This window comes from Streptomyces canus, from assembly GCF_041435015.1.
Taxonomy (GTDB): Bacteria; Actinomycetota; Actinomycetes; order Streptomycetales; family Streptomycetaceae; genus Streptomyces; species Streptomyces canus_G.
Genome location: NZ_CP107989.1, coordinates 6,024,470 through 6,040,203, shown reverse-complemented (window position 1 = coordinate 6,040,203; position 15,734 = coordinate 6,024,470). Strand labels below are relative to the sequence as shown.

At 69.6% G+C, this 15,734-nt stretch carries 11 protein-coding genes; 8 read left to right on the top strand and 3 right to left on the bottom strand.

Features of this window, described 5'->3' with window-relative positions; genetic code table 11:
- Positions 1 to 80: 80 nt before the first annotated feature.
- The gene (locus OG841_RS27690; protein WP_371567006.1) at positions 81 to 1,553 is read right to left on the bottom strand and encodes a peptidoglycan recognition protein family protein; all 1,473 of its coding nucleotides are present in this window, start codon (positions 1,551 to 1,553) and stop codon (positions 81 to 83) included.
- Between the two features lie 129 nt (positions 1,554 to 1,682).
- Here OG841_RS27690 and OG841_RS27685 point away from each other — a divergent pair, with 129 nt between their 5' ends.
- The 6 genes from OG841_RS27685 (at position 1,683) to OG841_RS27660 (ending at position 11,081) form a co-directional block, all read left to right on the top strand.
- Entirely contained in the window at positions 1,683 to 2,417 is a 735-nt protein-coding gene (locus tag OG841_RS27685; protein ID WP_328639026.1) for a TIGR03089 family protein, read from the top strand.
- A 119-nt stretch (positions 2,418 to 2,536) separates the two neighbouring features.
- On the top strand, positions 2,537 to 3,721 hold the full coding sequence (locus OG841_RS27680; RefSeq protein WP_328639027.1) for an LCP family protein: 1,185 nt from the start codon (positions 2,537 to 2,539) through the stop codon (positions 3,719 to 3,721).
- Positions 3,722 to 3,874: 153 nt separating this feature from the next.
- Entirely contained in the window at positions 3,875 to 5,620 is a 1,746-nt protein-coding gene (locus OG841_RS27675) for an LCP family protein (RefSeq protein ID WP_328639028.1), read from the top strand.
- Between the two features lie 270 nt (positions 5,621 to 5,890).
- The gene (locus OG841_RS27670) at positions 5,891 to 7,492 is read left to right on the top strand and encodes an LCP family protein (RefSeq protein WP_328639029.1); all 1,602 of its coding nucleotides are present in this window, start codon (positions 5,891 to 5,893) and stop codon (positions 7,490 to 7,492) included.
- A gap of 160 nt (positions 7,493 to 7,652) precedes the next feature.
- Positions 7,653 to 9,386, top strand: a complete 1,734-nt coding sequence (locus tag OG841_RS27665; protein ID WP_365118621.1) for an LCP family protein — start codon at positions 7,653 to 7,655, stop codon at positions 9,384 to 9,386.
- 63 nt (positions 9,387 to 9,449) lie between these two features.
- A complete protein-coding gene (locus tag OG841_RS27660) occupies positions 9,450 to 11,081 on the top strand; it encodes an LCP family protein (protein WP_371567004.1) in 1,632 nt (543 codons plus the stop codon).
- Positions 11,082 to 11,087: 6 nt separating this feature from the next.
- On the opposite strand, the gene OG841_RS27655 is transcribed toward OG841_RS27660, so the two are convergent.
- Positions 11,088 to 12,116: a glycosyltransferase family 2 protein gene (locus OG841_RS27655; protein WP_328639031.1), complete on the bottom strand. Its 1,029-nt coding sequence runs from the start codon at positions 12,114 to 12,116 to the stop codon at positions 11,088 to 11,090.
- Between the two features lie 131 nt (positions 12,117 to 12,247).
- Between OG841_RS27655 and OG841_RS27650 the strand changes: the two genes are divergently transcribed.
- The gene (locus OG841_RS27650; RefSeq protein WP_328639032.1) at positions 12,248 to 13,708 is read left to right on the top strand and encodes an LCP family protein; all 1,461 of its coding nucleotides are present in this window, start codon (positions 12,248 to 12,250) and stop codon (positions 13,706 to 13,708) included.
- 37 nt (positions 13,709 to 13,745) lie between these two features.
- On the opposite strand, the gene OG841_RS27645 is transcribed toward OG841_RS27650, so the two are convergent.
- The gene (locus OG841_RS27645) at positions 13,746 to 14,303 is read right to left on the bottom strand and encodes an acyl-CoA thioesterase (RefSeq protein WP_328639033.1); all 558 of its coding nucleotides are present in this window, start codon (positions 14,301 to 14,303) and stop codon (positions 13,746 to 13,748) included.
- Positions 14,304 to 14,422: 119 nt separating this feature from the next.
- Here OG841_RS27645 and OG841_RS27640 point away from each other — a divergent pair, with 119 nt between their 5' ends.
- Positions 14,423 to 15,733: an LCP family protein gene (locus tag OG841_RS27640; RefSeq protein WP_328639034.1), complete on the top strand. Its 1,311-nt coding sequence runs from the start codon at positions 14,423 to 14,425 to the stop codon at positions 15,731 to 15,733.
- Position 15,734: the final 1 nt, after the last annotated feature.

The following is a 15,734-nucleotide window of genomic DNA, read 5'->3' as shown; positions in this document are numbered from 1 at the left end:
GGTGGCCGTGCGGCATTCGCGCCTGCCCCCCGACGGCGGTGAAACGGGTGGTACGAACTCTCCTCGGCCCTCAGCGACCGTCAACGACCTTGGAGACGGGCAGCTGTTGTGCGGGTGGATCCGAGTTTGCGGTAGAGCTGCCGTCCGGGGCACTCCGTGGCGAAGCCGTCCCGGTGGCCGGAGATCACGTTCAGTCGTACCTTCTTACCCTTCGGATAGCGGTTGCCACCGCCCGACTTCAGATACGTCTTCCCCTTCGGGTTCGCGCCGTACAGGCCGAGCTTCCACGCGGCGAGCCGTGCGACGGCGGTCGTCGCGGCGGCGGGCGGCTTCTTGGAACCGTAGCTGCCGACGACGGCGATCCCCATGCTGTTGGTGTTGAAGCCAAGGGTGTGGGCGCCGAGGACCGGCCTCGCCACGCCGCCCGCCCGGCCCTCGTAGATGTTTCCGCACTTGTCGACGAGGAAGTTGTAGCCGATGTCACGCCAGCCCATGCTCTTGACGTGGTAGCGGTAGATACCGCGAATGAGCGAGGGCACCTGCGAACAGCGGTACCCGTTGCCGGACGCCGTGTGGTGCACGAAGGCCGCCTTGACCTTCTTCGTGTAGACGAACCTCCGCTCACGCAGCCCCTCGTCGGCGCCCCAGCCGCGCCGGGTCACGATGCGCGGGCGCGCTCCGATGTACGGCTTCGCCCGCTGCCGCTCCGTCAACTCCCCCGCGCGCAGGGCGAACAGCTCCTGTTCGGTCTGCTGCCGGTTCAGCGCCGGGATCTCGATGGCACCGGCACCGGCCAGACCGGCGTTGGCGGCGGACGCGTCCATCGCGGCGGCATCTTCGGGTGGTTCGGCGGTGGGGGCCGACGTGTCCATCGTGGCGGGATCTTCGGCCGGTTCGGGGGTGGGGTCGGAGCGAGGTGCGACGGCGCGGTGGGGGTCGCCCGCCGCCGCGGCTTCCTGCCGGGCGGACGCCGGTGCGCTCTCCCCCGGGTCCACCAGTTCCAGACGCAGCCCCTTCGGGAGAGGAGCGGTCGTGGCCACCGTACGGGAGCCGCGGGCCGTGTCCTCGGCGCTGCGGTCGGCTTCGGCCCGGACCCTCACCTCCACGCCGTCCGAGTCGCCCACCCACAGCGGTGCCGTGGCGCCGTGGACGCGGCCGGAGATGCGCTCGGCCGCGCCGGGGTCGGCGGTGTCGTCGTTGTGGGCCTCCAGGTCCTGCCAGCCGGACCAGGTGTCGGTGCCGACCGCACGGGTGCGGATCTGGACGCGGCCGTGCAGCTCGATGTCGGGGTCGTCCCAGATCACGCCGGCGAGGGAGAAGTGCCGTACGTCCCGGCGGGGCAGGCCCTGTTCGTCGGCCGGGGCGAGGGTGAAGTCGCGGGAGGCGAGGGGCGCCAGGGGCAGCGACTGGGTGCTGCCGGGGGCTTCCGCGCCCGACGCCGGTCTCACGGCAGCCGGGGACACCGGTCTCGCCGCGACCGCGGGCGAGGTGAGGGACAGGGCGAGGGCGGCCGCGCAGGTGACGCCGACCGAGGAAGCAAGTAGTCCACGCATGCTCCCGATCCTGGACATAGTCATATAAATCTGTCCATCGGGAAACTGACGGACCGTCGGGTGCTGTTGCGCCGAACCGGTGGCCCCGCTCGAGGGTGTCCGGCCGCGTGCCCGCGTACGCTTCTGCGGATGAACGCCACCGATCGCACCCCTGCCGACCTGCTGCGTTCCGCGCTCGCCGCGGACCCCGCACGCCCCCTGGTGACCTTCTACGACGACGCCACGGGCGAACGTGTCGAATTGTCCGTGGCCACCTTCGCCAATTGGGTGGCCAAGACCTCGAACCTCCTCCAGGGCGACCTCGCCGCCGCGCCCGGTGACCGGGTGACGCTGCTGCTGCCCGCGCACTGGCAGACGGCGGTGTGGCTGCTGGCCTGCGCGTCGGTGGGAGTGGTCGCGGACGTCGGCGGTGATCCGGCCGCGGCCGACGTGGTCGTGAGCGGTCCGGACACGCTGGAGGCGGCGCGGGCGTGTTCCGGGGAGCGGGTCGCGTTGGCCCTGCGGCCGCTGGGCGGGCGCTTCCCGCAGACGCCGGACGGCTTCGTGGACTATGCCGTGGAGGTGCCGGGACAGGGGGACCGGTTCGTTCCGTTCGCTCCGGTGGACCCTGACGAACCCGCGTTGATCGTGGCGGGGCGGGAGTTCAGCGCGGCGGAGCTCGTCGAGCGGGCTCGGGCCGAGGGGACGGGGGACCGCGTGTTGTCGGGGCTGCCGTACGACACGTGGGACGGGTTGAACGCCGGGTTGTACGGGGCGCTCGCCACCGGGGGGTCCGTGGTGCTGTGCCGTCATCTGGAGCGGTTGGGCGAGGAGGGGCTCGCCCAGCGGATCGAGAGTGAGCGGGTCACGGCTGTTCGTCGATGACCGGAGGGTCGCGCGCCGCGTGCGGTCACCCGAGTGGAGCAGTACCGGCCGCCCCCGGGAACCGGTCCGCGTCATGGTCGTAAGTACAGATTCGTACGCCATGAGGGGTGGGCCGACTCGTGACCGACAGAGCTCGCGCCCTCGGACCCGGCCTTGGGGCGTCGGCCGGCGGTGAAGGGCTCATACGCCGCCGGCGGCGGCGGTGGCTGCGCGGTGCCGGACTCGCCGTCGCCGTGGCCGCCGCAGCCACCGCCGGCGCCGCATGGGCCCTCTACGCCAAGCTCGACGGGAACATCACCCCGGACGACGCGGCCGCCGCGGAGCTCGCCCGGTACGAGAAGGAGCGGCCCACCTCACTCGTCAAGGGCGCGCAGAACATTCTGCTGATCGGGTCCGACTCACGGTCGGGGGACGAGAACGCACGGTACGGGCGGGACTCGGGGACCGAGCGGTCGGACACCACGATCCTGCTGCATCTGTCCGCCGGGCGGCGCACCGCGACGGCCGTGTCGCTGCCGCGGGACCTGATGGTGGACGTGCCGGCCTGTCTGGGGGCGGACGGGACCCGTGGCAAGCCCGCGTTCACCATGTTCAACAGCGCCTTCCAGAAGGGCGGTTCGGCCTGCACCATCCGGACCGTCGAGAAACTCACGAACATTCGCGTGGACCATCACATGGTCGTCGACTTCCATGGGTTCAAGGACATGGTGGACGCCGTCGACGGAGTGACGGTCTGTCTGAACGAACCGATCAACGACAAGGCGGCCAAGCTGCGGCTTCCGGCGGGGCGGGTGACGCTGGACGGCGAGGAGGCGCTCGGCTATGTGCGGGCCCGCAAGTCCCTCGGCGACGGCAGCGACACCGAGCGGATGGACCGTCAGCAGCGTTTTCTCGGGGCGCTCGTCCACAAGGTGCAGAGCAATGACGTACTGCTGAATCCGGTGAAGCTCTATCCCGTGCTGGACGCGGCGACTTCCTCGCTCACCACCGATCCCGAGCTGGCGAGTCTGCGCGGGTTGTACGAACTCGTGCGCGGCCTGCGGCACATCCCCACGGAGCGTGTGCAATTCCTTACCGTGCCGCGGGAGCCGTATGTCAACGACGCCAATCGTGATCAACTCGCGGAACCCGAGGCCCGGCGGCTTTTCGAACGGTTGCGCAAGGATGCGCCGGTGAAGGTGAAGGAGAAAGCCCCGAGGTTTTCAGAACATTCTCATGACGAAGAACCCTATGGAGAATCTGAGAACGAGAGCGGGGCACCCACCTTCCGCGGCAACACGGCCGCCGAGGACAGCTGCGGGTAAAGCGTTTCCCAAGGCGGCGAACCGGTGTCCGAGCAAATGGGCGGATTGCCCGGTTGTAGGGGCGTGGAATTTGTCACCGTCGTAACCTGTCGGCGAATCGGGCGGCTAGTGTGAGCGCTCCGGTGCATCCGGCCGACGGAGGATTCAGCAACCGTGGACGCACAAGGCCGTGGGCGGGCGGGCGACATCGACCCCGCAGACCAGTGGGTACTCAACCCGCACACCGGTGAATACGAACTGCGACTGACCCCTTCCGCACCGCAGTCGGGTATTCCCGGTCCCCGTAGATCCGCGCCCTCCCCGAACAGGGCGGGCGCACCCGCCGGTCGTACGGCCAGTCCCGTGGCGCCGGGCCGTGCGGTGCCGCCGCCGCGCAGGCGGCGGGGCGCGCCGCCCGAGGAGCCGCTGCCGGGGCGCCGTGGGCGCCGACCGGTCAAACAGACGTCGAAGGCGAAGAAGGCCCTGCTGTGGACCGGCGGCACGATGGCGTTCGTGCTGGTCGCGGCGGCGGGCGGCGGCTATCTCTACATCCGGCACCTGAACGGCAACATCAGCTCCGTCTCCGACGACGGTGCCAGCACCGGCGGCTTCCAGTCGGACAAGGCGATCAACATCCTGCTGATCGGCACCGACAAGCGCACCGGCGCGGGCAACGGGAGCTACGGCGACAAGGACAGCGTCGGGCACGCGGACACCACGATCCTGCTGCACGTCTCCAAGGACCGTACGAACGCGACCGCGCTGAGCATCCCGCGCGACCTGATCGTGGACGTCCCCGACTGCGAGACCACGCTGTCGGACGGCACCACCAAGGTCATCCAGGGCACGGACGACGTGCGCTTCAACACGAGCCTGGGCCAGGACGAACGCACCGCCAGCTGCACCGTGCGGACCGTCACCGAACTCACCGGGATCCAGGCCGACAACTTCATGGTGGCCGACTTCAACGCGGTCAAGACGCTGACCACGGCGGTCGGCGGGGTCGAGGTCTGTCTGGCCAAGGACATCGACGACGAGGACTCGAAGCTCAAGCTGTCGAAGGGCAAGCACACCATCTCGGGCGAGCAGGCCCTCGCCTTCGTGCGTACCCGGCACTCGGTCGGCTTCGGCGGGGACCTGAGCCGGATCGGGCTGCAGCAGCAGTTCCTGAGCGCGCTGATGCGCAAGCTGAAGTCGAACGACACACTCACCAATCCGACGAAGATGATCAAGTTGGCGGAGGCGGGCACCAAGGCGCTGACCGTCGACTCCAACCTCGACAGCATCGGCAAGCTGAAGGACCTCGGTCTGGAGCTGGGCAAGCTGAACGTGAAGAACCTGACGTTCACCACGGTCCCGGTCGTCGACAACCCGACGGAGAAGGTGAAGGCGACGGTCGTCCTCAACGACGCGACCGCTCCCACCGTCTTCGACATGATCAAGAACGATGTGTCGTTCACCGAGGTCAAGAAGAAGGCCGGCGCGTCCAAGAGCGCCGAGGCGGCCGAGGAGGCGGCCCGGCTCAAGGGCACCAAGTCGGCCGCGTCCGAGGTGCGGGTGCGCATCCTCAACGGCGGTGCGGTGGCGGGCAGCGCGCAGGCCGAGCTGGAGTACCTGCAGAACGAAGAGGGCGTACTGAAGTCGGAGAACGCGGGCAACGCGGACGCGGCGCTGAGCAAGACCACGCTGGAGTACGCCCCCGACCAGGCCGACCAGGCGCGCAGGCTGGCGGCCATCCTGGGCCTGTCCGGGGCCCAGCTGAAGCCCGGCAAGAGCGTGACCAACTCCCAGGGCCTGCCCACCATGACCCTCACCCTCGGCAAGGACTTCAAGGGCGCCGGGGCGTCCTTCACCACGGCGACGAAGGCACCCGAGGGGGTGCAGCAGTCCACGGCCGACAAGGTCGAGTGCGCCAAGTGAGAGCCTGGTGAACAACCCCCCGTAGTCCGCCCGAAGGGCCCCGCGCCGCGGCGTCCGGTGCGTGCGATCGCAAGGCACCGGCGCGTCCTCGTGCAGGAGCCACGTGGGCGTTTCGGGAACGCCGCGAGCGTGCGTGCCGGACGCCGCGGCGCAGACGGGGAGTTGTTCGCCGGCTCCGCGGTGACCTAAGAGGCCTGTCGTGCGTCTAACCAGTCGTAGGGCAGGTCTTTTCGTTCGTTCTGGGTGAGCGTGAGGGTGGGGAGACAGGGGATGGGGCACAGCAGTGTGCACGAGGAGGGGGCGCGGCCGGATGTACGGCCCGCCGAGGGGCCCGGTCCGGGCGGACCCGGGCGGCACGGGCGGCGGCGGGCCAGGGCCCAGCGCAAGCACCGGGTGCTCAGATGGTCGGCGACCACGCTCGCCGTGCTGATACTTGGCAGCGCCGGTGCGGGATACCTCTACTACCAGCATCTGAACGGCAACATCCGCAAGGGAGAGCGCAGCAGCGGCGACTCCAAGGCGCAAAAAGCCGAGGCCAACGCGGCCGGGCAGACGCCGTTGAACATCCTGCTGATCGGCTCGGACAGCCGCAACTCCGACGAGAACGTGAAGCTCGGCGGCAGCAGGGACAACCGCGGCAACCCGCCACTGGGCGATGTGCAGATGCTCATCCACCTGTCGGCGGACCGCAAGAGCGCCGCGATGGTGAGCATCCCGCGCGACACCCGGGTCGACATCCCCAAGTGCACGGACCCGGACACCGGGGAGAAGTACCCGCCGACCACCGACATCATCAACACGTCCCTGGCGCGCGGTGGCGCCGGCTGCACGCTCGCCACCTGGCAGAACCTCACCGGGGTCTACATCGACCACTGGATGACGATCGACTTCTCGGGCGTGGTGAGGATGGCGGACGCCATCGGCGGTGTCTCCGTCTGTGTGAAGCAGAACGTGTGGGACCGCCCGACGGCCGACGTGCCCGGCGGCTCCGGGCTGAAGATGACGGCGGGCACGCACAAGGTCGAGGACGAGCAGGCCCTGCAATGGCTGCGCACCCGGCACGCCTGGGGCAGCGACCTGATGCGGGCCAGGGCCCAGCACATGTATCTGAACTCGATGATCCGGACGCTGAAGGGGCAGAACGTCTTCACCGACACCCCGCGGCTGATGGGCCTCGCCGAGGCGGCCACGAAGTCCCTCAAGGTGTCCGAGGAGATCGGCTCGGTCAAGAAGCTCTACGACCTGGGCATGCAGCTCAAGTCGGTGCCGACGGACCGCATCACCTCGGTGACGATGCCGAACGTCCAGGACCCGAAGAACAAGGACCACGTCGTACCCGACGGCGCGAACGCCGACAAGCTCTGGGAGATGCTCCGCGACGACGTGCCCCTCGACAACAAGGGCAAGGCGTCGGAGGGGAAGAAGACCGTCGCGGCCACCAAAACCCCTTCCGCGCCGGACGACGAGATCGGCGTCCTGGTGCAGAACGCGACGGCGACCTCCACCCGCGGCCCGGCGGGCGGACGCGCCGGCACGATCGCCGAGGAGCTCGTGAGGAAAGGTTTCTTGCAGGCGTCCAAGGACGCGACGGCGGGCCTCTCCGAGGACCGGACGGTCGTGCGCTACCCGAGCGCCGACCTGGAGGGCGACGCCCAGCGCATCGCCAAGTCCCTCGGAATCCCCATGAGTTCGGTGAAGAAGTCGACCGATGTCTCCGGGGTCACCCTCGTCGTGGGCGCCGACTGGCGTACCGGGACGGCGTATCCGAAGCAGTCCGAGGCCAAGGCCGGTGATCTGCCGGGCAACTCGGACGCCATCAACGGCTCGGACACCGGTCAGTGCATGGATGTGTACTCGGTCTACCAGTGGTAGGCGAACGGGAGCGCCGGGGGCCGAACGGAGGGGGCCGGGCGTACGTACGTACTGACAGAATCGGCACAGGAACAACTCACGTCGCTCAAGGCCCAACCGGGCGGATAGTGTGAGCGATCCAGCGATCGCCGCGTGGCCCTGACGGAGGATTCGGACAACCGTGGACGCACAAGGCCGTGGGCGGGCGGACGACGTCGACCCCGCAGACCAGTGGGTGCTCAATCCGAACACCGGCGAATACGAACTGCGACTGAGCCCTTCCGCACCGCAGTCGGGCATTCCCGGTCCGCGCAGAGCCGCGCCCTCGCCGAGCAGGACGGGCGCGCCGGGCAGCCGTACGACCGCCCCCGTGGCCCCCGGCCGGGACGTACCGCCGCCGCGCAGGCGCCGGGGCGCGCCGCCCGAGGAGCCACTGCCGGGGCGGCGCGGACGGCGACCGGTCAAGCAGAAGTCGAAGGCGAAGAAGGCCCTGCTGTGGACCGGCGGCACGATGGCGTTCGTCCTGGTCGCCGGTGCCACGACGGGCTACTTCTACCTCAAGCACCTCGAGGGCAATGTCGGCACGACCGACGTCGGCGACGCGGCAGCCAGCAACTTCAGCAAGGACGAGGCCTTCAACATCCTCATCATCGGCACCGACAAGCGCACCGGTGAGGGCAACGAGGGCTACGGCGACGCGGGCAGCGTGGGCCACGCCGACACCAACATCCTGCTGCACGTCGCCAAGGACCGGACGAACGCGACCGCGCTCAGCATCCCGCGCGACCTGATCGTCGACATACCGGACTGCCAGACCAAGCAGGAGGACGGCACCGAGGCGGTCGTCGCGGGGCAGGACGGTGTCCGCTTCAACAGGAGCCTCGGCGAGAGGGGCCGGGACGCCGGCTGCACGATGCGCACGGTCGAGGCGGCCACCGGCATCAAGCCCGACCACTTCGTGATGGCCGACTTCAACGCGGTGAAGACCCTGACCACGGCGGTGGACGGGGTCGAGGTCTGTGTGGAGAACGCCGTCAACGACAAGAAGTCGAAGCTCGTCCTGCCCGCGGGCGCGTCGAAGGTGGAGGGCGAGCAGGCCCTCGCCTTCGTGCGCACCCGGCACGCCTTCGGCAACGAGGGCGACCTGGACCGGATCAAGGTACAGCAGCAGTTCCTGGGCTCGCTGATGCGCAAGATGACCTCCGGCGACACCCTCACCAGCCCCACCAAGCTGCTGAAGCTGGCGGAGGCCGCGACCAACGCGCTGACCGTGGACAAGGCGATCGGCACGGTCGGCACGCTCAAGGACATCGCCCTGGAGCTGAAGAAGGTGCCGACGAAGAACATCAGCTTCATGACGATCCCCGTGGTCGACAATCCCGCCGAGACCGTCAAGGCGACGGTGGTCGTCGACAAGACGAGGGCACCCGCGATCTTCGACGCGATCGCGGGCGACGTCTCCTTCACCGAGGTCAAGGCGCAGGAGAAGAAGGAGAAGGCGGAGGTCGCGGCCCGGCTCAAGGGCACCAAGTCCGCCGCGTCCGACGTCCGCGTGCGCATCCTCAACGGCGGTGCGGCGGGGGGCAGCGCGCAGCAGCAGCTCTCCTACCTCCAGACCGAGGCGGGCGTGACCAAGTCCGAGAACGCGGGCAACGCCGGGGCGACGCTGGCGAAGACGACCCTGGAGTACGCCCCCGGCCAGGCCGACCAGGCGCGCCGGCTGGCGGACATCATGGGGCTTTCCGGCTCGGCGATGAAGCCGGGCAAGAGCGTCACCAACGCCCAGGGCCTGCCGGCCATGACGCTCACCCTGGGCAAGGACTTCAAGGGCGCGGGCGTGAAGCTCAACTCCTCCACGGCGGCCGCACCGGGCGTGGACAAGTCCACGGCGGACAAGGCGCAGTGCGCGAGCTGAGGTCCCCCGAGGCAGGCCCCAGGTCTCACACAGGTTCGTAGGGCAACCTCACGGGCCCGTCGTATGTCTAAGACGTGCGGCGGGCCCGACGCATGGCGTGCGGGTCCGGTGGGGTGGGTGGGGAGGACGGGAACGTTGACAACGCAATACAGCGTGCAGGACGTCGCGCCGGGGACCGAGGCGGAATCCGGGCACGGCAGCCGGAGGGCGCCGCGCAAGCACCGGATGCTCAGATGGTCCGCGACGACGCTCGCGGTGCTGATACTCGCGGTGGCCGGGACCGGCTACCTCTACTACCGGCACCTGAACTCCAACATCGAGCAGGACGATCTGAACCTGGGCGACAACAAGGTCGCCGAGCCGACGCCGAACGCGGCGGGCCAGACCCCGCTGAACATCCTGATCATCGGTTCCGACGCACGGGACAACGAGGAGAACCAGAAGCTGGGCGGCGCCAAGGAGACGTTCGGCTCCACTCCCCTCGCGGACGTGCAGATGCTGCTGCACCTGTCCGCCGACCGCACCAACCTCTCGGTCGTCAGCATGCCGCGCGACACCCTCGTGAAGATCCCCAAGTGCACGGACCCGGACGACGGCAAGGTGTACGCGGCGAGCAACGGCCGGGCGATGACCAACCAGAGCCTCGGCCACGGCGGCCCGGGCTGCACGGTGGCCACCTGGCAGGAGCTCACCGGAATCCACATCGACCACTTCATGATGGTCGACTTCTCGGGAGTGGTGTCCATGGCCGACGCCATCGGCGGCGTCCCGGTCTGCGTGGACGCCAACATCCACTCGCGGGACAGCCAGGGACACGGCTCCGGCCTGAAGCTGGAGAAGGGCACCTCCTCCGTCAAGGGCGTGCAGGCCCTCCAGTGGCTGCGCACCCGCTACGGCTTCGAGGACGGCAGCGACCTCGCCCGCGCCAAGGCTCAGCACATGTACATGAACTCGATGGTCCGCGAGCTGCGCGAGAACGCCACCATGAGCAGCCCGAACAAGCTGCGCAAGCTCGCCGAGCAGGCGACGAAGGCCATCACCGTCGACTCGGGGCTCGGCACCGTCAAGAAGCTCTACGACCTCAGCAACGAGCTGCGGAAGGTGGAGCCGGAGCGCATCACCATGACCACGATGCCCAACCGGTACGTGGGCGCACGGGTGGAGCCCACCGAGGACGCCGAGCAGCTCTTCCGGCTGGTGCGCGAGGACATCGCGCTCGACGGCAAGGACGCGAAGAAGGCGACCGCCGAGAAGGCCGAGGCGGCCTCCGACGACCCGGCCGCCGCGAAGGACGAGATCGGGGTGCTGGTCCAGAACGGCACCCGCACCAGCTCCCTGGCCGCGGCGAGCGGCCGGGCGAGCACGGTGGCCGGACTGCTGGTGGAGAAGGGCTACGACAAGGCGGTCTCCGACCGGACGACGTCCCTGAGCGAGGCGGCGACGCTGGTGCGCTACCCGAGCGCCGAGTTGGAGGGTGATGCCCAGGCGGTCGCCAAGTCCCTGGGCATTCCGATGAGTTCGGTGAAGAAGTCGACCGATGTCTCCGGGGTCACGCTCGTCGTGGGAGCGGACTGGCGCGAGGGTACGACGTACAAGGCTGCCAAGAAGGACAACACCACCCCGAAGACGGCTGAGGCCCTCAACGGGGCGGACGACTCGGCCTGCATGCACGTCAACCCGGGGTTCACCTGGTGATGCGACTCACACCTTGTTCAGCACCGCGGGCCGCCGCGAGGCGATGACCCGCCTGGCCAGCGAGCGCGGGCTGGTCAGGAAGCCGTAGCCCCAGCACATGTGCATGGTGGCGAGCGCCACCGGGATCTGGAGCCGTGCCTTGAGCGGGAGCCCCTTGCCCGCGGGCAGCGAGCCGAGGACGATCGCCGCGAGGTAGCCGCCGGGGACGACGAAGCCGAGCGGGGTCAGCGCGGCGCCGACCACGATTCCGGCCGCGATCGCGCACACCGCGGTCGGCGGGGCGAGGTAGCGCAGGTTGATGGAGCCCTCGTGGTAGCGGGCGACGACGTGCCGCCAGCGGCCGTAGTCCTTGTACTGCTTGGCGAGGGCCTTCACGCTCGGCCTCGGGCGGTACGACACCCTGAGCTCCGGCGAGAACCAGATCAGCCCGCCCGCCTCACGGATCCGGAAGTTCAGCTCCCAGTCCTGGGCGCGGATGAACTCCTCGTTGTAGCCGCCCTGTTGCTCCAGCGCCTCGCGCCGGAAGACACCGAGGTAGACGGTCTCGGCCGACTGTGCCTCGCCACCGGTGTGGAAGGCCGCGTTGCCCACACCTATCTTCGAGGTCATCGCGGCGGCGACCGCGTGCTCCCAGTCGTTCTCGCCCTCGGCGTGCATGATGCCGCCGACGTTCTGCGCGCCGGTCTCCTCCAGGAGCCGTACGGCGGTCGCGATGTAGTTCGGCGAGAGCATGCCGTGCCCGTCCACGCGGACGACGATCGGGTGGCGGGAGGCCTTGATCGCGGCGTTGAGGGCGGCGGGGGTGCGGCCGGTGGGGTTCGGGACGGTGTGGACGCGGGAGTCTTCCGCTACGAGCTGAGCCGCGATCTCGTCCGTGCGGTCCGTGGACGGACCGAGGGCGATCACGACCTCCATCTCGCCGGCGTACTCCTGCGCGAGGATCGCTTGGACGGCTCCGCGCAGATGCCGCTCCTCGTCGAGGACGGGCATGATCACAGATACGGCGGGGAGCTGCACGTCGGGCTTGGCGTTCATAGGGGGCTCACGTTACCGCGAACGGGGGACACCGCCGCGCCCCACCCGGGGCGGTGCCGGTCGTCGCAGATCGTATGGGCCTACGGTGCTCATGATCCCTCGTTCGGCTGCCCTCGCGGAGGTGTCCCCCCATGCCCAGCACGCCGCCCCGCCCCTCCGCCGCCCGCCCTCGCCCCCCGCAGCGCCGGCCCTCGCGGCCTCCCGTGCGACGCAAGCGGCCCCGCTGGGGCATGCGGGCGGCGACCACGCTGTCCGTCGTCGTGCTCGCCTCCGCCGGGATCGGGCACGCGGTCGTCACCAGCCTCGACGCGGACATCGCGCGCGTGGACCCCTTCAAGGACATGAAGAACCGGCCGCGCGCCGGAGACGGCATGAACGTGCTGCTGGTCGGCACCGACGGCCGTGACAAGATCACCGAGGCCGAACGGCAGAAGTACAAGCTGGGCGGCGCGCCCTGCCACTGCACCGACACGATCATGATCGTGCACATCTCGGAGGACCGGGAGCGGGCGAGCGTGGTGAGCCTGCCGCGCGACTCGTACGCGATGACGCCCGCGCACGTCGACATGACCACCGGGGAACGCCACCACGGGCACGCCATCAAGATCAACGCGGCCTACGCGGAAGGCGGGCCCCAGCTGACGGTCCGGACCGTCGAGAACATGACCCACGTGAAGATCGACCACTATCTGGAGGTCGACTTCACCAGCTTCATGAAGACGGTGGACGTGCTCGGCGGCGTCGAGATCTGCAACGCCGACCCGCTCAAGGACGCGTACACCGGCCTCGACCTCGCGGCCGGCCGGCACCGGCTGATGGGCGGGCAGGCACTGCAGTACGTCCGCTCCCGGCACGCCGACGGCTCCTCCGATCTCGGCCGGATGAAGCGGCAGCAGCGCTTCCTCGCGGCGCTGATCGACCGGGCGACCTCGTCCGGCATCCTCCTGAACCCGATGAGGTTCCGCGATGTGGCCCGGGCCGTCCTCGGCTCCGTACGCGCCGACAAGGGCTTCGGCACGGACGAACTGCTCGGTCTGGGCCGGGCGATGCGGAACTTCTCCCCCTCCTCCTCGGAGTTCACGACCGTGCCGATCGGGCAGATGGGATACGCCGTCAAGGGCGTGGGGTCGACCCTGAAGTGGGATCCGGTGAAGTCGTCGCGGCTCTTCAAGTCCCTGCGCGAGGACCAGCCGCTGGCCGCGTACAAGCCGAAGGACAAGGCGCTGCTGGTCCCGGTGGCCCCGCAGCAGATCCGCGTCCAGGTCGAGAACGGCACGGCGGCGGGCGGACTCGGCAAGCGCGTGGACGCGGCGCTGGCGGCGACGGGGTTCCGTACGACGGGCTTCCCGGTGGACTCCGCCGACCGCACGCTGAAGCGCACGGTCGTCGCCTACGACCCCCGCTGGGACCGCTCCGCCCACTCCCTGGCGGCGGCCCTGCCCGGCAGCGAGCTGCGGGCGGTGAAGGGACAGGGGGCGGTACTCAAGGTGATCGCGGGCGCGGACTTCGAGCGGGTACGCAAGGTACGGGCCGAGGACGAGCTCCAGGGGGAGTCCGGGGTGATCACGGGGGACGAGGTGGGGTGCGTGTAGGCGGAGCGCTGTCCGTGAGCTCTCTCACGGCGGCGGCTCAGTCCTCGAAGCCCTCCGCCGCCCGCTTCTCCCGCAGTTCCATGATCGCCCGGCGTCGCGCGAGGCGGTGGGTGCGGCGGATCTGGGCCTCCTGGTAGCGGCGCTCGTCCCGTTCCGTCTCCGGGAGCACCGGCGGGACCCGGCGTGGCGTGCCGTCGGCGTCGACCGCGGCGAACACGAGGTAGGCGGAGCCGACCTGGGTGGCGGGCGTGGACTCGTTCCAGCGCTCGGCGAGGACCCGCACACCGACCTCCATCGAGGTCCGGCCGGTCCAGTTGACCTGGGCCTTCACATGGACGAGGTCACCCACCCGGACCGGCTCCAGGAACGCCATCTCGTCCATGGAGGCGGTGACGGCGGGCCCGCCGCTGTGCCGCCCTGCCACCGCTCCCGCCGCGTCGTCCACCAGCTTCATGATCACGCCGCCGTGCACGGTACCGAGGAGGTTGGTGTCGGCCTGGGTCATGATGTGGCTCAGCGTGGTGCGGGACGCCGAGGTCGGCTTGCCCGGGATCTCCGGAGTACCCGGTTGCGCGACGGTGGCCTGGTCTGTCATGGCCTCCACCTTATGCCGTGATGACAATCGCGGAATTTGTGTCAGCTTGGCAACAGCGCTGCCCTGATTTTCCGACGACCCTTGTATAGGGCACAGCCGGTACCTGCACACTGGGCCCCATGAACGATTGGCCCGAGGGATGGTCCGGCGACGACCGCGACCGGTACGGACGCGGCAGCGCGAGCGCACAGCCCGAGAGCGCCCGCGTGATGCGGCAGGTTCGCCGCGATCAGGGGGCGCCCGGGCAGGGCGCGTACGGCCGTCAGGGCCCGTCCGCGCCGCCGTACGGCAACGGCGTGCCCCAGCAGCCGTCGTACGTCGACGGCCAGGGCCACGGCGGCGGCTATGACAGCGGCTACAACACCGGCCAGGTCTACGGCGCCCCCGGCGGGGGCGGTGGCTACGGCGGCCCCGGCGAGCCCGGCGGCGGCGGCCGTGGTCCGCGGCCCGCGCCGAACTGGCGCAAGCGGATCAAGTGGACCGCGATCGTCGTGATCACCGGGCTGATCGTGACGAGCGTCGCCACCTACTTCTGGGCCGACTCCAAGCTCAACCGCGAGGTCGACCTGTCCAAGGTCATCGACCGGCCGGAGCAGGGCGACGGCACCAACTACCTGATCGTCGGCTCCGACAGCCGCGCCGGGCTCTCCTCGGAGCAGAAGAAGCAGCTGCACACCGGCTCCGCCGAGGGCAAGCGCACCGACTCGATGATGATCCTGCACACCGGCAGCAACGGCGACACGCTGATCTCGCTGCCGCGTGACTCGGACGTGGAGATCCCGACCTTCGTGGGCTCCGAGTCCGGCAAGACCTACAAGGGCACGGGCCGGCACGTGAAGCTGAACGCCGCCTACGCCGAGGACGGCCCCGAACTGCTGGTGCGCACGGTCGAGTTCAACACCGGACTGAAGATCGACCACTACGTCGAGATCGGCTTCGCCGGCTTCGCGAGCATCGTGGACGCGGTCGGCGGGGTCGAGATCGACATCGACAAGGGGTTCAAGGACAAGTACTCCGGCGCCGACTTCACGGCGGGCAAGCAGAAGCTGAACGGCGACCAGGCGCTCGCTTTCGTCCGCACCCGGCACGCGTTCGCCGCGTCCGACCTGCAGCGCACCAAGAACCAGCAGAAGTTCCTCGCGGCCCTTGCCCATCAGGTGGCCACCCCCGGCACGGTCCTGAACCCCTTCAAGCTCTACCCGACGCTCGGCGCCGGCCTGGACTCGCTCATCGTCGACAAGGACATGGGCCTGTACGACCTGGGGTCCATGTTCTTCGCGATGAAGGGCGTCAACAGCGGCGACGGCACCTCGCTGAACATGCCGATCTCCGGGTCGACCGGAGGCAACCTCGTCTGGGACAAGGCGAAGGTGAAGCAGCTGGTGCAGGAGCTGAACAACGACGAGAAGGTCACCGTCTCGGGCAACTGAG